This window comes from Comamonas sp. w2-DMI (assembly GCF_040187735.1).
In the GTDB taxonomy this organism is placed as follows: Bacteria; Pseudomonadota; Gammaproteobacteria; order Burkholderiales; family Burkholderiaceae_C; genus Comamonas; species Comamonas terrae.
Genome location: NZ_JBANEL010000035.1, coordinates 11,195 through 30,835 on the forward strand (window position 1 = coordinate 11,195; position 19,641 = coordinate 30,835).

The following is a 19,641-nucleotide window of genomic DNA, read 5'->3' on the forward strand; positions in this document are numbered from 1 at the left end:
GACGGGCGTCCAGCGCCAGCAAGCAGCTCCGCGCGCGCGTCGTGGAGGGCGCCCGGCAGGCCCCCAAAACAAGGGCCGCAGCCTCCGGCAAGGCTGCGGCCTTCTTCCAGGGTCCGCCACGGCGGCTACCAGGTATCGACAAACCGCGTGGGCTCGTCGCGCAGGCGCGATCCGGCCAGCCCGCGCGCCAGCCAGGCACGCGTCTCGGCAGGGTCGATCACGGCATCGATTTCCAGCGTGCTGGCCATGTGCATGGCCTCGCCGTGGGCGTATTGCTGGGCCAGCAGCTTCTGGAACAGCGCATCGCGCTCGGCGCCTTCGGGCAGGGCTTCGAGTTCCTTGCGGAAACCCAGGCGCACCGCGCCTTCCAGGCCCATGGCGCCGAACTCCCCCGTGGGCCAGGCGACGTTGAAGATGGGCGCATGGAAGCTGCCCGCCGTCATGCCCATGGCGCCCAGGCCGTAGCCCTTGCGCAGCACCACGCTGAAGTACGGCACGCGCAGCTTGGCGGCCGTGACGAACAGGCGGCTGACGTGGCGCACCTGGCCTGTTTTTTCCACCTCGGGTCCGACCATGAAGCCGGGCGTGTCGACCAGGCTGACGATGGCGATGCCATGCGCATTGCACAGCTGCATGAAGCGCGCGGCCTTGTCGGCGGCATCGGCATCGATGGCCCCGCCCAGGTGCGAGGGATTGTTGGCCAGCAGCCCCACGGGGCGGCCCTCGATGCGCCCCAGCGCCGTGTGGATGCCGGCGCCAAAGCCCGTGCGCAGCATGAGCAGGCTGCCCTGGTCCACCAGGTGCGCCATGGCCGCGCGCGTGTCGTAGGCGCGCAGGCGGTTCTCGGGCACCACATGGCGCAGCAGCCGCGTATCAGGAGCATTCCATTCATGCGTGCGGCCCTGGAAGAACGAGAGGTAGTGCCGGGCCGCGGCCACGGCCCCGGCCTCGTCATCGACCAGGATGTCGATCACGCCGTTGGCATGCTGCACGCCGCTGGGACCGACCTGCTCGGGCTTGAACACGCCCAAGCCGCCGCCTTCGATCATGGCCGGCCCGCCCATGCCGATGGTGCTTGCGCGCGTGGCGATGATGACGTCGCTGCATCCCAGCAGCGCCGCATTGCCCGCGAAGCAGCGCCCGTGCGCGATGCCCACCACGGGCACCTGGCCCGACAGCGCCGCATAGGCAGCGAAGGTGTGCACATGCAGGCCTGCGACCACGGGCGTGTCGGTATCGCCGGGGCGCCCGCCGCCGCCTTCGGCGAATAGCACCACGGGCAGCTTCTGCTGCAGGGCAATGCCCAGCATGCGGTCGGTCTTGGCATGGTTGCGAGAGCCCTGGGTGCCGGCCAGCACGGTGGCGTCATAGGCCATGACCACGGCACGCGCCTTCTCCTCGCCGAACTGCGCGCGATTGATGGAACCCATGCCCGTGACCATGCCGTCGGCCGGCGTGTTGGCCACCAGATCCTCGATGCTGCGCCGGCGCGTCTGCGCGGCGATCGCCAGCGCGCCGTATTCGATGAAGCTGCCCTCGTCGCAGAGGTCGGCGATGTTCTCGCGCGCGCTGCGGCCACCCTGGGCATGGCGCTTGTCCATGGCCTGGGGCCGCGCCGCGTCCCGCGTGAAGGCATGGCGGTCCAGAACGCGCTGCAGGTCCGCGCGGATATGGTCCGGGTCCTGCGCCCGCTGCTCGGCCTGGGCATGGGCGGCATCGCCCTCGGCCGGCGCCAGCACCAGCAGCGGCTGGTCCTGCACCACGTAGCTGCCGGGCTCGGCCAGCAGCTGGCCCACGGTGCCGGCTCGGCTTGCCAGCAGCACATGCTGCATCTTCATGGCCTCGAGAATGCCCAGCTCGGCACCGCGCGGCACGCTGTCGCCCTCGGCCACGCTCCATTGCACGACACGCGCCGGCATAGGCGCGAGCACAGCGTTTTCAGGAGCATCCTGCGCTTGGCCCGCGGACATTTCAGATGCATTTCCATTTGGAACCGCATCATGGATTGCGCTGTCAGCTATCTTTTCGGAAGCAACCACCAGTTCCGGCAGCACCTCCTCCAGCCAGCGCGTGTGCACGGCCTGGCTGTCCATCTCGGGGCGCTGCGACAGCGCCCGCAGCAGGGCCAGATTGGTCGCCGGGCCCTGGATGCGGCATTCGGCCAGCGCGCGCTGCGAGCGCCGCAGCACATCGCCGAAGCGCGGCGCGGGGCTATGCACGACGAGCTTGGCCAGCAGCGTGTCGTAATGCGGCGAAGGGCTGGCGCCCTGCACCGCGTGGGAATCGATGCGTATGCCCGGCCCCTGGGGCCAGCGCAGGCCCGCGATGCGGCCGCTGCCCGGGCGCGAGCGGCCCTGCGCATCCAGCGTCTCGGCGTTGATGCGCCACTGCACGGCATAGCCGCGCGGCTGCGGCGGCGCGGCCGCATCCAGACCCAGGTCCGTCAGGTGCTCGCCCGCGGCGATGCGGATCTGCGCCTGCACCAGGTCCACGCCGAAGACTTCCTCGGTGATGGTGTGCTCCACCTGCAGGCGCGGGTTGGCCTCGATGAACACATAGGGCAGGCTGGCGGATTTCAGGTCCACCAGGAACTCGAAGGTGCCCAGGCTTTCGTAGCGCAGGCCGCCGGCCATGCGCAACGCGTCGCGCGTGATGCGCTCGCGCAGCGTCTGCGGCAGGCTGAGGCTGGGCGCGATCTCGACCAGCTTCTGGAAGCGCCGCTGCAGCGTGCATTCGCGCTCGCCCAGCGCCACGGGCCACTCGCTGCCGTCGCCCAGCACCTGGATCTCGATATGGCGCGCGCCCGTCATCAGGCGCTCCACGTAGACGCCATCCACGCCGAAGGCCGCGCGCGCCTCGCTGCGGCAGCGCTCGTAGGCCTCGGCCAGCTCGTGCGCCTGCGTCACCGCGCGCATGCCGCGCCCGCCGCCGCCGCCGATGGCCTTGACCATGATGCCGCTGGCGCCACCGGCCTGCTGCGCCGCGAAGAAGGCCTGGGCCTGCTCCAGCGTCACGGCCTCCTGGCTGCCGGGCATCAGGGGCACATCGCTTTGCAGCGCCAGCGCGCGGGCCCGGGCCTTGTCGCCCAGCAGCGCCAGCTGCTCTGGCGTGGGGCCGATGAAGCGTACGCCGGCCGCCGCGCAGGCCCTGGCGAAGTCCGCGTTCTCGCTCAGAAAGCCATAGCCCGGATGCAGCGCGTCGCAGCCATGCCCCCGCGCAATCTGCAGCAGCCGTTCGCCATCCAGGTAGGCGCCCGGGCCGCTGGCCCCCAGGGCCACGGCCTCGTCGGCGGCCGCCACATGCGGGGCCTGGGCATCGTCCTGCGCATACACGGCAAGGCTGGCCACGCCCAGCTCCTGCAGGGCTCTCTGGATGCGCAGCGCAATCTCTCCACGGTTCGCAATCAGTACTTTTTCAAACATTCGATTTCCAGTTCAGGAGTGGTTGCACAGGCGCGTTCGCTCGGACTTGCATCGGCAGATGTGAGCGGCACGTTTGCTTGAAGGAGGGAGGCCGGGTTTCGCCCTGGCAGGCGAGGTACTTTCTTGCCGCACAGCAAGAAAGTACCCAAGAAATGTGCCCCGTTGTCTGCGTCCCTGCGCTTCGCTCCGGGCAAACCTGCGTCACCCGATTCAGCCTGCGGTGCGCCCCAACTCGCTGCGCGCCTTGCAGCGCTTCGCTCAAACAAACGGGCGCAAGCCAGATCACGAAGCAACGCTGTCCTGCGGCAGCGTTGCCCGCCGCCTGAACCGGGCGCCGCAGGCGCAGCCAAAAAGGGGATAAGACACAGGAACCGGACTGAGCCGTTTTCACCCCCCTGTGTCTGTGCCTGCGGCACGAGGCTTGCGGGGTGGCGGCTGCACCGCAGAGTGCAGCCACCTCGTAGACTGACTCGCCGCCGTTTGTTTGAACGCAGCGCCGCATGTTCATATGTGGCGCTTAGTGAGTTGGGCGGCGCACTCCGCAAGCCTCGTGGCGCAGGTTGCCCGAAGGGCCGCAGACAGGGGGGGGCGTGTTATTTGGCTCCTTTCTTGCACGAGCAAGAAAGGAACCCGCCTGCCGGGGCGAGACCCGGATTCTGTCTTCAGCCTCAACATACGCGCATGCACAACAGAATGCCTCACTCGATATCCCGCAGGAATCGCCTCAGCACCTTGCCCGCGCCCGTCGCCGGCAGCGCATCGATGAACCGCACGTCGCGCGGCGCCTTGTAAGTGGCCATGTTGTCCCTGGACCAGGCCAGCAGCTCCTCGGCCTCCAGCGCCTGGCCGGGCTTTCTCACGATGAAGGCGCGCACCACCTCGCCCTTTTGCGGATCGGGCACGCCGATCACGGCGGCCTGCGCGATCGCCGGATGCTTGATCAGAATGGTCTCCACCTCCTCGGGGAACACGCTGTAGCCCGAGACCTTGATCATTTCCTTGAAGCGGCCGATGAAGGTGAGGTAGCCGTCGGCGTCGATGCGGCCCATGTCGCCCGTGTGGACCCAGCCGTTCTTCAGCGTCTTGGCCGTGGCCTCGGGCTTGTTCCAGTAGCCCTTGAAGTTGCCCGGGCCGCGGATGATGATCTCGCCCACCTCGCCCGTCGGCATCTGCGCGCCGGTCTCTGGGTCGATGATGCGGATCTCGTTGCCCGGCTGGGGCTTGCCGTGCGTGCCCCAGCGGATGGCGTCGCCGGGCATGGAGGTGTCCATGGTGTGGGTTTCGCTCAGGCCGTACGAGGCCTCGCTGGAGATGGCGTTGGGCGTGAAGCGCTTCCACTGCTCGGCCAGCTCCCGGGTATAGGTGATGCCGAAGCTGGTCACGGTATTGCGGCGCAGCGAGCTGAAGTCCATGTTCTCCACGCCGGGCAGCTGCATGACGGCCACGTTCATGGGCGCGATGCTGTACCACCAGGTCACGCGGTAGCGCTCCAGCGCCTGGGCCACGGCCAGCGGATCGAAGCGGTGCAGCAGCACGCAGACTGCGCCCGAGTGCACGGGCATGTTCACGCCCATGGACATGCCGGCGATGTGGTACAGCGGCGCCACGGCCAGCAGCACGTCGGCATCGGTCACGCAGGTGGAGGACGAGGCCGCCGCCGTCTTGCTGGCCGCATTGCCGTAGCTGAGCATGGCGCCCTTGGGCAGGCCCGTGGTGCCCGAGGTATAGGTCATGAGCGCCACGTCGTCCAGGCAGACATCCACGGGCGCGGGCCGGGCACCGCCGTGCATGATGTCCCAGACCGACTCCACGCCCTGCGGCAGCGGCTGCACGGGCGCCTGCAGCTCGGCCGGCAGCGGCAGCGTGGCCCGTGCGGGCAGCCAGTCGGCATAGCGCACGGCCAGCACATGCTGCAGCGCCGTGGTGGCGCGCACCTTGTCCACGATGGGCAGCAGCACGTCGGCCGCGATGATGACGCGCGCCTGCAGGTCGCCCAGCTGGTATTCGAGCTCGTGCTCCTTGTTCAGCGGCCCGCAGGGGCAGACGATGGCACCTATCTTCTGCACCGCGTAGTGGGCCACGATGTATTGCGGGCAGTTGTTCATGAACAGGGCCACGGGCTCGCCCTTCTTCACGCCCAGCGCCTGCAGGCGCGCGGCCACGGCGTCGCTGGCATCGTCCATCTGGCGCCAGCTGATGTGCTGTCCGTACCAGATGTAGGCATCGCGCCCGGGATGGTTGCGCGCATTGCGCCGCAAGGCCTCATGCAGGGGAATGAGAGACTCAGAATCAGCCATGGTTGTCTCCTGGGTGTCTGGTGGAACGCGAGGCGCGGCGTGCTTTGTAGCGCGCTCTCAGGGATTGCCATAGGCCTTGCCCCGCCTCCATGTCTTGCCAATATATACCCGTCGGTAGAACAATGCTACCTATCGGTATAACTCTAGCAACACACACCAGACGCATGCCCAGCGCCCCCAGAAAAGCTCCGGTCTCGCCGCGCGGCAGGCAGCGCCTGCCCACGGCGGGCTCCGACGAAAAACGCGAACGCATACTCAAGGCCGCCGAAGCCCTGTTCGACCGCAACGGCTATGCCAACACCACGATCGAGCAGATCGTGCAGGCGCTGGGCGTGACCAAGCCCTTCGTCTACTACTACTTCCGCAACAAGCAGGAAATCTTCGAGACCCTGTGCTGGGCTCCCACAGAGGCCTGCTTCACGGTGCTGGACTTCGCGGCCGACGATCCACGCCCCGCGCACGAAAAGGCCATCGACGGGCTGCAGCGCCTGATCGCGGCCACCATCGCCCACTATCCGGCGGGCTTCTTCCCTTACCGGGAGCCCCAGGCCTTCAGCCCGGCCTACCAGAAGGCCTCGCGCACGCTGGCCCGGCAGTTCTACAGGCAGTTCTGCGAACTGCTGGAGCAAGGGCGCGCCAGCGGCCACTTCCATTTCCGCGAGACCCGCATCACCGCCCAGGCCGCCTGCAGCCTGCCCGGCTTTCTCTACAACTGGTACCGCCCCGGCGGGCGCCTGGGCGCCGCGGAAATGGTGGCCGAGCTGACCGAGCTGGCCTCGCGCGTGCTGGGTCTGCAAGCCGTGCCCGCCTCTTCCGCCTCTCCCGCCCCCCCGCCGGCGACTTCCGCCAAGCCGGCCCGGGCCAGGAAGAAAGCCGCAGCCAAGCCGCCGGGCAGCCCCGCATAGCCGACCCAGGCGCCATCAACATCCACAGGAGACAAGCCCATGCCCATCCGCCTTTCCGCTCTCGCCGCCGCCGCGGCCTGCACCGCCGCGCTGTCGGCGCAGGCTGCCGAGCCGTTCAAGATCGCCTTCATCGATCCGCTGTCCGGCCCCTTCGTCAGCACCGGCGAGCTGATGCGCGACCATGTGCAGTACGCGGTGGACGACGTGAATGCCAAAGGCGGGCTGTACAACGGCGACAAGCTGCAGCTGCTGCAGTTCGACAGCAAGCTGTCGGCCCAGGAAAGCCAGAGCGCGCTGCAGGCTGCCATAGACCAGGGTGCGCGCGTGGTGGTCACGGGCGGCTCGGGCTCCTCGGTCGTCGCGGCGCTGGTGCAGGCCGCGTCGCGCTACAACCAGCGCAACCCGGGCAAGGAGGTGCTGGTGCTCAACCACTCCTCCATCGATCCCGACCTCACGGGCAAGTCCTGCAGCTTCTGGCATTTCATGTTCGACGCCAACACGGCCATGCGCATGCAGGCCATTGCCAACTACATCAAGACCCAGCCCGCGATCCAGAAGATCTACCTGCTCAACCAGGACTATGCCCACGGCAAGCAATGGGCCCACTACGGCCGGGACCTGGTGGGCAAGGCGCGGCCCGACATCCAGTTCGTCGGCGAGACCCTGCATCCCATAGGCCGGGTCAAGGATTTCGCGCCCTATGTGGCCAAGATCAAGGAAGCCGGAGCGGATTCGGTCATCACCGGCAACTGGGGCCAGGATCTGGCGCTGCTGCTCAAGTCCGCTGCCGACTCGGGCTACAACCTGCGCTATTTCAACCACAGCGCCGGCGGCTTTCCGGGCACGGTGACCTCCATTTCGCAGACCAGGATAGGCCAGCTGACCTGGGTGGCCGAATGGCATCCGGGCCAGGCCGACCGTCCCCAGGCCGACGCCCGCGCCAGGGACTACAAGGCCCGGACGGGCAAGGACTTTCTCGCCCCCCGCATGGACCTGGTGCCGCGCATGCTGGCCGCAGCCGTCGCACAGGCCCGGTCCACGGAGCCCGTGAAGATCGCCAAGGCCCTGGAAGACCTGCAGATGGACACCATCGTCGGCCCCGTGAAAATGCGCGGCAAGGACCACCAGCTGCTGCTGCCCCAGGTGGTCAACACCATCGCGCCCGTGGACGGCAAGCTGGTCAAGACCGGCTGGGAAGGCACAAACTACGGCTTTCGCACCGACGCCGTCTACACGCCGCAGCAGGTGGAGCTGCCGACCGAGTGCCAGATGAAGCGGCCATAAAAATAGAAATAGGCTTTAGTCTCTGCCACTGAAGCTTGCACCGGGCGCGGCCTCACGCCAGAGACAGCAAGCAAGGGCCGCCCCGCAGCGAGGCTGTCGTCCCCCTCCCGCGAAGCGAGAGAGGGGGAAGGCGCGCAGCGCCTCAGGGGGTGGGCGTACCATAGGTACGCCTTCCAAACACTCCGCTGCCCACCCGCACCATGGTGCTGCCCGCGGCCACGGCGGCCTCCAGGTCGCCCGTCATGCCCATGGACAGGGTGTCGAACTGCGCCAGCCCCGGCAGGCCGCTGGCCTTGATGGCATCGAAAACGGCTGCAGCCTTTTTGTGAACTGCGCATTGCGCTTCGAAACCGGGAGCATCGTCGGGAATGCTCATGATGCCGCGCAGCACCAGGCGCGGCAGCGCCACGACGGCGCGGGCCAGCTCCAGCGCCTGGTCCGGCGCCACGCCGGACTTGGTCTCGCCGCCATCGACATTGACCTGGATGCAGACATTGAGCGGCGCCATGCCCTCGGGGCGCTGGGCCGACAGGCGCTCGGCGATCTTCAGCCGGTCCACGGTCTGCGCCCAGTCGAAGTTCTCGGCCACCAGCCGCGTCTTGTTGCTCTGGATCGGCCCTATGCAATGCCACTGCAGCGCCTCGCCGCCGGGCAGGCCCATGGCACGCACGGCGGCCCTCTTGTCCACGCCTTCCTGGATGTAGTTCTCGCCGAAGCTGCGCTGCCCGGCCAGCACGGCATCGCGCACGGCATCGGCTCCGAAGGTCTTGGAAACCGCCAGCAGTTGCACCGAAGTCACAGCCCGGTTTGCCGTCCCGCAAGCCGCGGCGATGCGGGCGTGAATCTGTCCTAGATTGTTTTCAATCGTCGTCATAATTGCCGCCAGAGTACCAAACAAAAAGGGGGGAGTTCCGTGGACATCACGCAATTGCTGGCTTTCAGCGTCAAGAACAAGGCATCGGACCTGCATCTGTCGGCAGGCCTTCCGCCCATGATCCGCGTGCATGGCGATGTGCGCCGCATCAACGTCGATCCGCTCGACCACAAGACCGTGCATGCCATGGTCTACGACATCATGAGCGATGCCCAGCGCAAGGCCTATGAAGAGTTCCTCGAGGTGGACTTTTCGTTCGAGATCGAAGGTCTGGCGCGCTTCCGTGTCAACGCCTTCAACCAGAACCGCGGCGCGGCCGCCGTGTTCCGTACGATTCCGAGCAAGATCCTGACGCTGGAGCAGCTCAACGCGCCCAAGATCTTCGGCGACCTGGCCCTGAAGCCGCGCGGCCTGGTGCTGGTGACCGGCCCCACGGGCTCGGGCAAGTCCACCACGCTGGCGGCCATGATCAACCACCTCAACGAGACCGAGTACGGCCATATCCTGACGGTCGAGGACCCGATCGAATTCGTGCACGAATCCAAGAAGTGCCTGATCAACCAGCGCGAGGTCGGCCCCATGACGCTGTCGTTCTCGGCAGCGCTCAAGTCCGCGCTGCGCGAGGACCCGGATGCCATCCTGGTGGGTGAAATGCGCGACCTGGAGACCATCCGCCTGGCCATGACGGCGGCCGAGACCGGCCACCTGGTGTTCGGCACGCTGCACACCAGCAGCGCGGCCAAGACCATCGACCGTATCATCGACGTGTTCCCGGCCGAGGAAAAGGAGATGGTGCGCGCCATGCTGTCCGAATCGCTGCAGGCCGTGATCTCGCAGACGCTGTGCAAGACCAAGGACGGCCAGGGCCGCGTGGCAGCCCACGAGATCATGCTGGGCACCAGCGCCATCCGCAACCTGATCCGCGAGGCCAAGGTGGCGCAGATGTACTCCACCATCCAGACCAGCCAGAACGTGGGCATGCAGACGCTGGACCAGAACCTCACCGATCTGGTCCGCCGCAATCTGATCAGCCCGGCCGAGGCCCGCAGCAAGGCCAAGATTCCCGAAAATTTTCCTGGGTAACCCATTACCCCCTGAGCGGCTTTGCCGCTTCCCCCAAGGGGGACGACGCCCTCGCCGCGAGGCGGCTCTTGCTCGGCGTCTCTCACTTGGCTCATGCCAATTTTGACGCCGCGTCAAGGAGTGATCATGGAAAGAGATCAGGCCAGCAAATTCATCAACGATCTGCTCAAGCTCATGGTCAGCCGCAACGGCAGCGACCTGTTCATCACCGCGGATTTCCCTCCGGCCATCAAGATCGACGGCAAGGTGACCAAGGTCTCGCCGCAGCCGCTGACGCCGGTGCACACGCTGACGCTGGCGCGCTCCATCATGAGCGACAAGCAGATCGCGGACTTCGAGCAGACCAAGGAGTGCAACTTCGCCATCTCGCCGGCCGGCGTGGGGCGCTTCCGCGTCAATGCCTTCATGCAGCAGGGCCGCGTGGGCATGGTGCTGCGGACCATTCCGATGACGCTGCCTACCATCGACGGCCTGGGCGTGCCCCAGGTGCTCAAGGAAGTGGCCATGACCAAGCGCGGACTGTGCATTCTGGTCGGCGCCACGGGCTCGGGCAAGTCGACCACGCTGGCCGCCATGGTGGACTGGCGCAACGAGAACTCCTTCGGCCATATCGTGACCGTGGAGGACCCCATCGAATTCGTGCATCCGCACAAGAACTGCGTGGTCACGCAGCGCGAGGTGGGGCTGGACACCGACAGCTGGGAGGCCGCGCTCAAGAATTCGCTGCGCCAGGCGCCCGATGTCATCCTCATGGGCGAAATCCGCGACCGCGAGACCATGGAGCATGCGATCGCCTTCTCGGAAACCGGCCACCTGTGCCTGGCCACGCTGCACGCCAACAGCGCCAACCAGGCGCTGGACCGCATCGTGAACTTCTTCCCCGAGGAGCGCCGTCCCCAGCTGCTGATGGACATCTCGCTGAACCTGCGCGCCCTGGTCTCGCAGCGCCTGGTGCCCAAGCAAAACAGCAAGGGGCGCGTGGCGGCCATCGAGGTCATGCTCAACTCGCCCCTGATCGCGGACCTGATCTTCAAGGGCGAGGTGGCGGAGATCAAGGAGATCATGAAAAAGAGCCGCAACATCGGCATGCAGACCTTCGACCAGGCCTTGTTCGACCTGTTCGAGTCCAACCTCATCACCTATGAGGACGCGCTGCGCAATGCGGACTCTGTCAACGACCTGCGCCTGCAGATCAAGCTCAACAGCCAGCGCGCCAAGTCCCAGGATCTGGCCGCAGGCACCGAGCATCTGACGATTGTTTGATCCTCCGGAGGCGCGGGCGCGCCTTCCCCGGATCAGCCATTGCGGGCAGCCACCGGCATGTGCCGCCCCGGTCTCCATGCACGCGGGCGGTAACATGGCCCGCCTTTTTCGCAACAAGACTTCGAGGATTCCATGAGCACAGCCAGCATCGCCGCCCGCAGCTACGCCGCCACACCCGCGCAAGCCGTGGCCTTTCTGGGCCTGGGCGTGATGGGTTATCCCATGGCAGGCCATCTGTCGCGCGCCGGCCACCAGGTCACGGTCTACAACCGAACGCCGGCCCGGGCCCGGGCCTGGACGGCCGAATTTGCGGGGGGCCGCCATGCGCCGACGCCGCGCGAGGCGGCCGCGGGCGCGCATATCGTGTTCTGCTGCGTGGGCAACGATGCGGACCTGCGCTCGGTGGTCCTGGGGCCCGATGGAGCGTTTGCCGGCATGAAGCCCGGCAGCATCTTCGCGGACCACACCACGGCCTCGGCCGAGGTGGCGCGCGAGCTGTATGCCGAGGCGCAAAGACGCGGCCTGCACTTCATCGATGCGCCGGTCTCCGGCGGCCAGGCCGGTGCCGCCAACGGTCAGCTGACCGTGATGTGCGGCGGCGACGAAGCGGTGTTTGCACAGGTGGCCCCGGTGGCGCAGGCCTTCTCGCGCGCCTTCACCTATATGGGCGAAAGCGGCTCGGGACAGCTGACCAAGATGGTCAACCAGATCTGCGTGGCCGGCTTGGTGCAGGGCCTGGCCGAGGCCATTGCCTTCGGCCTGCGCGCAGGCCTGGACATGCCCAGGGTGCTGGACGTGATCGGCAAGGGCGCCGCCCAGAGCTGGCAGATGGACAACCGCGGCAAGACCATGGCCGCAGGCCAGTTCGACTTCGGCTTTGCCGTGGACTGGATGCGCAAGGACCTGGGCCTGGTGCTGGCCGAGGCCCGGCGCAACGGCACACGCCTGCCGGTGACGGCCCTGGTCGACCAGTTCTATGGAGACATCCAGGACATGGGCGGCCAGCGCTGGGATATCTCGAGCCTGATCCAGCGACTGCGCTGAAGCGGCACGCCCATGAAAAAAAGCCGGACTGCTCCGGCTTTTTTTCATGCATGCGGCAAGCGCCGTGGCCGGGCGCTCAGTTCGCGTCGCTGCCGTCCTGCGTGACGGGCGCCGACTTGGGCTGCATGGCCGCCAGCTCCTCTTCGCTGACCACCTCGAACAGGCGCACCACCTTGCTCACGTCGTTGACGCCGCGCGCGATCTCGGCCGCGCGCTTGGCCTCGCGCGGCGTGACGATGCCCATGAGGTAGACCACGTTGTTCTCGGTCACCACCTTGATGGCCGAAGCCGATATGTCCTTGGCATTCACCAGGCTGGCCTTGACCTGGCCGGTGATCATGGTGTCCTTGGAGCGCTGGCCCAGCGTGGCCGTGAACGGCGCCACCTCGATTTCGTTGTAGACATTGCGCACCGTGGGCTGCTCGCGCACCAGCCGCTCGATGGTCTGCTTGTCCGTGGCGTTGCCGGCCTGGCCGGTCAGCAGCACCTGGCGGTTGTAGCTGGTCACTTCCACGCGCGCCTTGTCGCCCATGGTCTCGGCGATGCGGTTGCCCGAACGCAGCTCGATGCCCTGGTCCTCCACCTGGGTCCCCGTGGTGCGCCGGTCTATGGCCGACATGCCGGCCATGGCGGCGCCGCCGCCGACCAGGGCCACGCAGCCGCTGAGCGCTCCGCCCAGCACTGCAGCCAGCAAGGCTGCACAGGCCACACGCTTTTGCAATTTCATAAAGGCATCTCCTGATCACCAAGTAACTGTGCATCCACACCGTCGGCCAGACAGTGCAGTATCAATGTATGGGTCTCGCGCACGCGTGCGGCGCGCTCATGCGGCACGCAGATCAGCACATCGGTCTCGCGCACCATGGCCGCCAGATTGCCGCCCGTATGGCCGCTCAGCACCACCACCATCATGTCGCGCTCGTGGGCGGCATCCACGGCCTCCTGCACGGCAGCATCGTTGCCGCTGACCGACATGACCAGCAGCAGGTCGCCGGGCTGGCCCAGGGCGCGCACCTGGCGCGCCAGGTACTGGGTGGCGTTGCCGCCGGAGCCGGTGGCGCCCACCGTGCCCAGCAGGCCGCCGTCCGACACCAGGGCGATGGCCGCCAGCTCGGGCCGGTCGCGCTCGAAGCCGGTCACGCACAGGGAGGCGAACAGTTGCGCATCGCTGGCCGATACCCCGGCCCCGCAGGCCAGCACCTTGCCGCCGCCCGTCACGCAGGCCAGCATGGCCTGCACCGCCGCCGCGATGGGCTGGCTCAGCGCCTGGGCCGCCTGGTATTTGAGGTCGGCGCTGTCGATGAAATGCTGTTGGATTCGTTGCTCTAGCATGGAGGCCCGATGATAACTGCCGGCCGCTATTCCCCTTGTGATCTCTTTGGTAGCCAACCGTTATTTGCGCATCTGTGATTTGCGCGTTGCCGGCCCCGCGGCCGGACGGAACGCCGTGGCTACATGGCGTCGAAGGCCGCCCTGAGCCACTCCATGCCGGCACCGCCGCCGCAAGTGTCCACCAGCACCACGTCGAAGCGGCACGGCGGCGGCGCGCCCAGCTTCATCAGATAGTGCCTGGCGGCCAGCACGATGCGCTGCCGCTTGGCGCCGACTATGCTCGCCGCCGCGCCGCCAAAGCGGTCGGTGTTGCGGCTGCGCACCTCGACGAAGACCAGAGACCCGTCGCGGTCGCGCAGGATCAGGTCGATTTCGCCGCCGCCGCGGCCCGGCGTCCGATAATTGCGCTCGACCAGCTTCAGGCCGCGCGCCTGCAGATAGGCCAGCGCCTGCGTCTCCGCAAGCTGCCCGCGCTGCGTTGTGGTTGCCGTAGAAGCTCCAGCCCCGGCAGGCTTTTTTCCAAGGAAATCCATTGACTACCTCTTTCGCCTCCGCACTGACAGCCGCGCGCGATGCGGCCGCGTCCCAGCATTATCCGCAGGGAGCCCTGTATGTGGTGGCGACGCCCATCGGCAATCTGGCCGACATCAGCCTGCGCGCCCTGCATGTGCTGCAGATCGCGGACTGCGTGGCCTGCGAGGATACCCGCCACACCCAGGGCATGCTGCGCAGCTACGGCCTGGGCCGCCCGGGCGGCCAGTTGCTGGCCGTGCACCAGCACAACGAGGCCGAAGCCGCCCAGCAGGTGATTGCGCGCCTGCAGCAGGGCGAGCGCATCGCCTATGTCAGCGATGCAGGCACACCGGGCGTGAGCGATCCCGGCGCGCGCCTGTGCGCGGCCGTTCAGGCCGCGGGGCTGCGCGCCATCCCGCTGCCGGGCGCCAGCAGCGTGACATCGGCCATCAGCGTGGCCGGCGCCGTCACGCCGGCCCAGGGGGAAAGCGGCTTCGTGTTCGCTGGCTTTCTGCCCACCAAGAATGCCGAGCGCCTGGCCGCCGTGCAGCAACTGGCCGGCGAGGCGCGCTGCACGGTGCTGCTGGAGGCACCGCACCGCATCGTCGATCTGGCGCAGGCCCTCGCACAGCTGGGCCAGCGCCCGGTGACGCTGGCGCGCGAGATCACCAAGCAGTTCGAGGACATTGCCACCATGCCGGCCTCCGAGCTGGCGGCCTGGCTGCAGGCCTCGCCCCAGCGCGTGAAAGGCGAGTTCGCCGTCGTGCTGCACCCCGTGGCCCGGCAGCAGGAATCGGGCGAGGCCGAACGCGTGCTGCAGCTGCTGCTGGCCGAGCTGCCGACCAAGAGCGCGGTCAAGCTGGCCGCCGAAATCACCGGCGCCGGCCGCAACACGCTGTACGAGCGTGCGCTGGAACTCAAGCGTGCTGCCGAAAGCGAATAAAGGTCAAATTCGCATGAAACGCTTGTCCATCAAGCGATTGCAGCTCTTATTTTAGATAAGCATCAGGCGTAGGCCAGCCCCGTGGCCACGCCGCCAAACAGATCGCCCTCGACCTGCGGCACACCTGGAAACTGCTGCCGCAGGGCATCGCGCAAGGTGCGCAGCGCCGACGAGCCGCCGGTCAGGTAGATGGCATCGGGCGCCGCGACCCCGGCTTGCTGCATGCATTCCGCCGCGCAGGCCACGACCTGCTGCAGCAGTCCCTGCAGCTGGCGGCCCAGCACTTCGGGCGTGATCTCGGCGGCCAGATCCGGCTCCAGCCAGCCCAGCTCCACGGCAGCAGCCGCATGGCGGCTCGACGCTGCGATCTTGGCCTGCTCCACGGCATTGGCCAGCCGGTGGCCTTCGCGCGCCTCCAGGACCCGCATCAGCCGCTGGTGCAGATGCAGGTCCCGGTAGTCGCTGCGCAGCGCGCGGGCCGAGGCCGGCGCCTTGGGCGAATACAGCCACTGGATCAGATGCCAGGTGGACAGGTCGAAGAACACGCGGCTGGGCACTTCGCGGCCGCTGGGCCCCAGGTGCCGGTAGCCCAGCAGCGGCATGAGCTGCTCCACATTGAGCCGGTGGTCGAAGTCCGTACCGCCGATGTGTACCCCCGTGGTGGCCAGGATATCCTGCGTACGGTCGGCATGGCGGGCCTGCTCGGGCCCCAGGCGCACCACGGTGAAGTCCGAGGTGCCGCCGCCGATGTCGACCACCAGCACCACGGACTCGCGCTCCAGGCGCTGCTCGTAGTCCAGCGCGGCCGCGATCGGCTCGAGCTGGAAGCTCACTTCGCCCAGCCCGGCCGTGCGCGCCGCGGCGGCCAGCGACTCCTGCGCCAGGCGATCCCGCTCGGGATGGGCGTCGACGAAGTGCACGGGCCTGCCCAGCACCACGCGCTCGGGCAGACGGCCGCCCAGCGCGTGCCGGGCCTGGTCGGCCACATGCCTGAGGAAGATGCCGATGATGTCCTGGTAGCTCACCAGCCTGCCATGCACCGCGGTCTTTTCCTGCAGCAGGCTGCTGCCCAGCAGGCTCTTGAGCGAACGCATCAGCCGCCCCTCCTCGCCTTCCAGGTACTGGGCCATGGCATCGCGGCCGAAATGCGTGCGCTGCTCCTCGGTATTGAAGAACAGCGCCGTGGGCATGCCAGTGGCGCCGCCTTCCAGCGGCAGCAGGCGCGCAGCCTGGCCCGGCACCCGGCAGGCTGCGGCCGAGTTGGAAGTTCCGAAATCGATGCCCAGTGTGGCGGCGGAAAAAGCAAACGTCATGGAAGGTGGCGCAGCCCGGGCGGCCGCCATAAAAAATGCCCACCTGCTGTGGGCTGCGCATCGGCAAAGGGACGCTATTCTAGCGTTGCCCCGCTCAGCCCATGCCCGCGCGCTGCATCGGCCCGCCTGCACAGGCCCCGGCCCAGGCCTGCGGTGAGGTGCCGGCAGCCCGGCTCAGTTGCCGGGGATGCGGTGGAGCAGCGGCTCGCCGCGCTCGAAGGCGGTGATGCTGCCCAGGGTGGTCGCCATGATCTGGCCTATGGCCTCCACGGTGAAGAAAGCCTGGTGGCCGGTGACGATGACATTGGGGAAGGACACCAGGCGCTGGATCACGTCGTCCGTGATGATGGTGGACGACAGGTCCTGGAAGAACAGGCTGGCCTCCTGCTCGTAGACGTCGATGGCCAGGCCGCCGAGCTGGCCGCTCTTGAGCGCCTGCACCGCAGCCTCGGTGTCCACGAGACCGCCGCGGCTGGTGTTGACGAGGATGGCGCCGCGCTTCACCTGCGCCAGCGACGCTGCATCGACGATGTGATGCGTCTCCTCGGTCAAGGGGCAGTGCAGCGAGATCACGTCCGAGCCGGCCAGCAGCTCGCGCACGGGAACATAGCGTCCGCCCGACTGCTCGAAGGCCGGATCGGTGTGTGTGTCATGGCCCAGCACCGTGCAGCCGAAGCCAAGCATGATGCGCGCGAAGATGCTGCCGATCTTGCCCGTACCGATCACGCCCACGGTCTTGCCGTGCAGATCGAAGCCCATCAGGCCGTCGAGCTCGAAATTTCCCTCGCGCGTGCGCATGCTGGCACGCGCGATCTTGCGGTTGACGGCCAGCAGCAGGCCCACGGCAAACTCGGCCACCGAGTGCGGCGAATAGTCGGTCACGCGCACCACGGCCACGCCCAGCCGTCCGGCCGCAGCTGCATCGATATGGTTGTAGCCCGTGGAGCGCGTGGCCACCAGGCGCGTCCCCTGGTCCGCCAGCCGCTGCAGCACCTCGGCATCCACGCAGTCGTTGACGAAGACACAGACGGCCGCACAACCGCGCGCCAGCGCCGCGGTCTCCGCCGTCAGCCTATCCTGGATGAAGAGCAGCTCATGGCCGGCCGCCCGATTGGCTTCGGCCAGCAGGGCCTGGTCGTAGCGGCGTGCGCTGAATACGGCAGTTTTCATACAACGTTCCTCACCACAGGCCCAGCAGCTTCCACCAGCCGCAGCCGACCACGGCAAACACCAGCAGTTCGAGCATGCACATGGCCGCGCCCACGCGCCACCAGGTGCCCAGCGAGACATAGCCGCTGCCGAAGATGATGGGCGAAGTGCCGGTCGCATAGTGCGTCAGCGTCATCATGATGGCCGAGCCCGCCGCCATCATGAGCATGAACGGGACCACATAGTCCGGCGGTATCAGCTGCGCGCCCACGGTCAGAAAGGCCAGCATCATGGCGCTGATATGGGCCGTGGTGCTGGCAAACAGATAGTGCGAGAACACAAAGACGCCCACCAGGATGGCCGCCACGGACAGCCAGCCAAGGCCGCTGGCGACGATGGCGTTCTTCATGCCCTCGGCGAACCAGGCGACCACTCCCAGCCTGTTGAGCTGCTCGGCCAGCATGACTAGGGCGCCGAACCAGATCAACGTGTCCCAGGCGCTTTTCTCGGACAGCACATCGTCCCAGTCGATGGTACCCGTGATGATCAGGGTGAACAGGCCCAGGAAGGCCACCACGGTCGGATCCAGCGTGAATGCCGGGCCGAACAGCATCTGCGGCACGTTGGCCCAGAGCAGCAGCATCATGCCGAAGGTGCCCAGCATCACGCGCTCCCTGCCCGACAGCGGCCCCATGCGGGCCATCTCGGCACGCGCATATTCCACGGCATTGGGCGTGGCCCTGAGTTCGGGTGGCGACAGCAGATAGATGGCCAGCGGCATCAGCAGCAGGCACAGCAAGCCTGGCAGCAGCATGTACAGGGCCCAGGTGGTCCAGCTCAGGTGCAGGGACTGGCCTGTGGCCTTGGCCACCAGATCCACGACCAGCGGGTTGGGAGCGGTCGCGGTCAGGAACATGGCCGAGGTGATCGGGTTGGCATGGTAGTTGACCAGCGCCAGGTAGGTGCCGACCTTGCCTTGCGTGCCCTTGGCCGGATCCGACTCGAAGGCATTGGCGATGGATTTCATGATCGGATGCACGATGCCGCCGCCGCGCGCCGTATTGCTGGGCGTGAACGGCGCGAGCACCAGCTCGCAGATCGCCAGGCCGTAGCCTATGCCCAGGGTGCGCCGGCCCAGCAGTGCGATGAACATCAGGCCGATGCGATTGCCCAGACCTGTCTTTTTGAGACCGCGCGAGATGAGGACGGCCACCACGATCAGCCAGATCAGCGGATTTGAGAAGCTGCTCAGTGCATCGGCGATCGCGCCCCTGGACGAGCCGGAGGTCACCTGGGACAGCGAAACGATGACGATGGCCATCAAGGCCATCACGCCGATGGGCATGACCTTGAGGATGATGGCCACGATAGTCGTCAGAAAGATGGCGACCAGTTGCCAGGCCTTGGGACTCAGGCCCTCGGGCACGGGCAGCAACAGCAGTCCGACCAGCACCAGGGTTGCCGTCAGGGCGGGCAGCAGGCGAAACGGTACGGCCGACTTGAAGTAGCGGAACAGCGACGCGATATTCCCGATCATGTAAGTCCTTTCTTTGCCGCTGCGGCGCTGGAACCGGCAACTGCCCGAAGCAGAACCCCAAGAGCCTGCACGGGCATTGCGGGCTGCGCCGCATGGCTGACATCATGAGGCAGGCAGCAGGGTCCATGCCCGCCCGCCGGCTTGTGCGCCGCCGAAGGTTGACCCGCATCAAGAGCGCCTCCCAAAAACCGCTATCGGGTCCTCACGCATGCCAATATCCCGGCACAGGACATGCTGTATCGCATGCCCACGGAGTGAACAGGAGAACCGCCTACATGCCAGCCAACCGCTTCTTGCCCCATGAGTGGGAGAGCCGCCTCGAGGAAATCGACCTGGAGATCGTGCGCCAGGCCGCCATCTGCAAGATTGCACTGCTTGAGCCGGGTGCGATCGAGCGCGTGCTGGCCAACGATGCCGGTGTCTGCGGCGCAGAGCACGAGGCATCGTTCCGGACGCTGCGCGGCCTGCTGTATCTGCACTACACCGAAGTGCTGCATATCAGCGAGGGGCTGAGCCCGGAAATCGCCCATGTGATCGCCCAGCGTGTGCGCGAGCACCTGCGGCACCGTGTCGGCACGCAGTTTGAATCGACCAGGGTTTTGTAGATAGTTCAAAGCCTCCTATTTCCGTTCCAATAGGAGTCCTTATGAGCAGTCAACGTTACCCCGAAGAGTTCAGGGTT

Annotated in this window: 16 protein-coding genes; 7 read left to right on the top strand and 9 right to left on the bottom strand. The window is 67.1% G+C overall.

Going from position 1 to position 19,641, the window contains the following annotated elements; all coding sequences use genetic code 11:
• Positions 1–125 precede the first annotated feature (125 nt).
• The gene (locus tag V8Z74_RS23450; RefSeq protein ID WP_349711620.1) at positions 126–3,422 is read right to left on the bottom strand and encodes an acetyl-CoA carboxylase family protein; all 3,297 of its coding nucleotides are present in this window, start codon (positions 3,420–3,422) and stop codon (positions 126–128) included.
• Between the two features lie 698 nt (positions 3,423–4,120).
• Positions 4,121–5,719, bottom strand: coding sequence for an AMP-binding protein (locus V8Z74_RS23455; RefSeq protein ID WP_349711622.1), 1,599 nt, complete (start codon positions 5,717–5,719; stop codon positions 4,121–4,123).
• A gap of 164 nt (positions 5,720–5,883) precedes the next feature.
• Here V8Z74_RS23455 and V8Z74_RS23460 point away from each other — a divergent pair, with 164 nt between their 5' ends.
• Both V8Z74_RS23460 and V8Z74_RS23465 read left to right on the top strand, forming a co-directional pair.
• Positions 5,884–6,624 (top strand): TetR/AcrR family transcriptional regulator, encoded by a 741-nt coding sequence (locus V8Z74_RS23460; protein ID WP_349711625.1) that lies wholly within the window; start codon positions 5,884–5,886, stop codon positions 6,622–6,624.
• A 39-nt stretch (positions 6,625–6,663) separates the two neighbouring features.
• A complete protein-coding gene (locus V8Z74_RS23465; protein WP_349711627.1) occupies positions 6,664–7,908 on the top strand; it encodes a branched-chain amino acid ABC transporter substrate-binding protein in 1,245 nt (414 codons plus the stop codon).
• Positions 7,909–8,050: 142 nt separating this feature from the next.
• Here the strand turns inward: V8Z74_RS23465 and V8Z74_RS23470 are convergent, their stop codons facing one another.
• Entirely contained in the window at positions 8,051–8,782 is a 732-nt protein-coding gene (locus V8Z74_RS23470) for a YggS family pyridoxal phosphate-dependent enzyme (RefSeq protein ID WP_349711629.1), read from the bottom strand.
• Positions 8,783–8,821: 39 nt separating this feature from the next.
• Between V8Z74_RS23470 and V8Z74_RS23475 the strand changes: the two genes are divergently transcribed.
• The 3 genes from V8Z74_RS23475 to V8Z74_RS23485 all read left to right on the top strand — a co-directional run bounded on the left by V8Z74_RS23475 (position 8,822) and on the right by V8Z74_RS23485 (position 12,172).
• Positions 8,822–9,865: a type IV pilus twitching motility protein PilT gene (locus V8Z74_RS23475; protein WP_066475689.1), complete on the top strand. Its 1,044-nt coding sequence runs from the start codon at positions 8,822–8,824 to the stop codon at positions 9,863–9,865.
• A gap of 126 nt (positions 9,866–9,991) precedes the next feature.
• A complete protein-coding gene (locus V8Z74_RS23480) occupies positions 9,992–11,128 on the top strand; it encodes a PilT/PilU family type 4a pilus ATPase (protein ID WP_066476167.1) in 1,137 nt (378 codons plus the stop codon).
• A 132-nt stretch (positions 11,129–11,260) separates the two neighbouring features.
• On the top strand, positions 11,261–12,172 hold the full coding sequence (locus tag V8Z74_RS23485) for an NAD(P)-dependent oxidoreductase (protein ID WP_349711632.1): 912 nt from the start codon (positions 11,261–11,263) through the stop codon (positions 12,170–12,172).
• 76 nt (positions 12,173–12,248) lie between these two features.
• On the opposite strand, the gene V8Z74_RS23490 is transcribed toward V8Z74_RS23485, so the two are convergent.
• The 3 genes from V8Z74_RS23490 to V8Z74_RS23500 form a co-directional block, all read right to left on the bottom strand.
• Positions 12,249–12,899, bottom strand: a complete 651-nt coding sequence (locus tag V8Z74_RS23490; protein ID WP_066475680.1) for a BON domain-containing protein — start codon at positions 12,897–12,899, stop codon at positions 12,249–12,251.
• Entirely contained in the window at positions 12,896–13,504 is a 609-nt protein-coding gene (locus V8Z74_RS23495; protein ID WP_066475678.1) for an SIS domain-containing protein, read from the bottom strand. Before V8Z74_RS23495 ends, V8Z74_RS23490 begins: the two co-directional genes overlap by 4 nt.
• 119 nt (positions 13,505–13,623) lie before the next feature.
• The gene (locus tag V8Z74_RS23500; protein ID WP_349711635.1) at positions 13,624–14,037 is read right to left on the bottom strand and encodes a YraN family protein; all 414 of its coding nucleotides are present in this window, start codon (positions 14,035–14,037) and stop codon (positions 13,624–13,626) included.
• Here V8Z74_RS23500 and rsmI point away from each other — a divergent pair.
• Positions 14,037–14,960, top strand: coding sequence for a 16S rRNA (cytidine(1402)-2'-O)-methyltransferase (gene rsmI / locus V8Z74_RS23505; RefSeq protein ID WP_349711637.1), 924 nt, complete (start codon positions 14,037–14,039; stop codon positions 14,958–14,960). The genes V8Z74_RS23500 and rsmI overlap by 1 nt on opposite strands.
• A 62-nt stretch (positions 14,961–15,022) precedes the next feature.
• On the opposite strand, the gene V8Z74_RS23510 is transcribed toward rsmI, so the two are convergent.
• The 3 genes from V8Z74_RS23510 to V8Z74_RS23520 all read right to left on the bottom strand — a co-directional run bounded on the left by V8Z74_RS23510 (position 15,023) and on the right by V8Z74_RS23520 (position 18,959).
• The gene (locus tag V8Z74_RS23510; protein ID WP_349711639.1) at positions 15,023–16,273 is read right to left on the bottom strand and encodes an Hsp70 family protein; all 1,251 of its coding nucleotides are present in this window, start codon (positions 16,271–16,273) and stop codon (positions 15,023–15,025) included.
• Positions 16,274–16,447: 174 nt separating this feature from the next.
• The gene (locus V8Z74_RS23515; protein WP_349711641.1) at positions 16,448–17,443 is read right to left on the bottom strand and encodes a 2-hydroxyacid dehydrogenase; all 996 of its coding nucleotides are present in this window, start codon (positions 17,441–17,443) and stop codon (positions 16,448–16,450) included.
• A gap of 10 nt (positions 17,444–17,453) precedes the next feature.
• Positions 17,454–18,959, bottom strand: coding sequence for a DASS family sodium-coupled anion symporter (locus V8Z74_RS23520; RefSeq protein WP_349711643.1), 1,506 nt, complete (start codon positions 18,957–18,959; stop codon positions 17,454–17,456).
• Positions 18,960–19,234: 275 nt separating this feature from the next.
• Here V8Z74_RS23520 and V8Z74_RS23525 point away from each other — a divergent pair, with 275 nt between their 5' ends.
• Positions 19,235–19,564: a hypothetical protein gene (locus tag V8Z74_RS23525; protein ID WP_349711645.1), complete on the top strand. Its 330-nt coding sequence runs from the start codon at positions 19,235–19,237 to the stop codon at positions 19,562–19,564.
• The last annotated feature ends 77 nt before the right edge of the window (positions 19,565–19,641 follow it).

Coding starts and splice junctions, on each gene's coding strand:
- V8Z74_RS23450 (WP_349711620.1), bottom strand. CDS start 3,422: ATGTTTGAAAAAGTACTGATTGCGAACCGTGGAGAGATTGCGCTGCGC.
- V8Z74_RS23455 (WP_349711622.1), bottom strand. CDS start 5,719: ATGGCTGATTCTGAGTCTCTCATTCCCCTGCATGAGGCCTTGCGGCGC.
- V8Z74_RS23460 (WP_349711625.1), top strand. CDS start 5,884: ATGCCCAGCGCCCCCAGAAAAGCTCCGGTCTCGCCGCGCGGCAGGCAG.
- V8Z74_RS23465 (WP_349711627.1), top strand. CDS start 6,664: ATGCCCATCCGCCTTTCCGCTCTCGCCGCCGCCGCGGCCTGCACCGCC.
- V8Z74_RS23470 (WP_349711629.1), bottom strand. CDS start 8,782: ATGACGACGATTGAAAACAATCTAGGACAGATTCACGCCCGCATCGCC.
- V8Z74_RS23480 (WP_066476167.1), top strand. CDS start 9,992: ATGGAAAGAGATCAGGCCAGCAAATTCATCAACGATCTGCTCAAGCTC.
- V8Z74_RS23485 (WP_349711632.1), top strand. CDS start 11,261: ATGAGCACAGCCAGCATCGCCGCCCGCAGCTACGCCGCCACACCCGCG.
- V8Z74_RS23490 (WP_066475680.1), bottom strand. CDS start 12,899: ATGAAATTGCAAAAGCGTGTGGCCTGTGCAGCCTTGCTGGCTGCAGTG.
- V8Z74_RS23495 (WP_066475678.1), bottom strand. CDS start 13,504: ATGCTAGAGCAACGAATCCAACAGCATTTCATCGACAGCGCCGACCTC.
- V8Z74_RS23500 (WP_349711635.1), bottom strand. CDS start 14,037: ATGGATTTCCTTGGAAAAAAGCCTGCCGGGGCTGGAGCTTCTACGGCA.
- V8Z74_RS23510 (WP_349711639.1), bottom strand. CDS start 16,273: ATGACGTTTGCTTTTTCCGCCGCCACACTGGGCATCGATTTCGGAACT.
- V8Z74_RS23515 (WP_349711641.1), bottom strand. CDS start 17,443: ATGAAAACTGCCGTATTCAGCGCACGCCGCTACGACCAGGCCCTGCTG.
- V8Z74_RS23520 (WP_349711643.1), bottom strand. CDS start 18,959: ATGATCGGGAATATCGCGTCGCTGTTCCGCTACTTCAAGTCGGCCGTA.
- V8Z74_RS23525 (WP_349711645.1), top strand. CDS start 19,235: ATGCCAGCCAACCGCTTCTTGCCCCATGAGTGGGAGAGCCGCCTCGAG.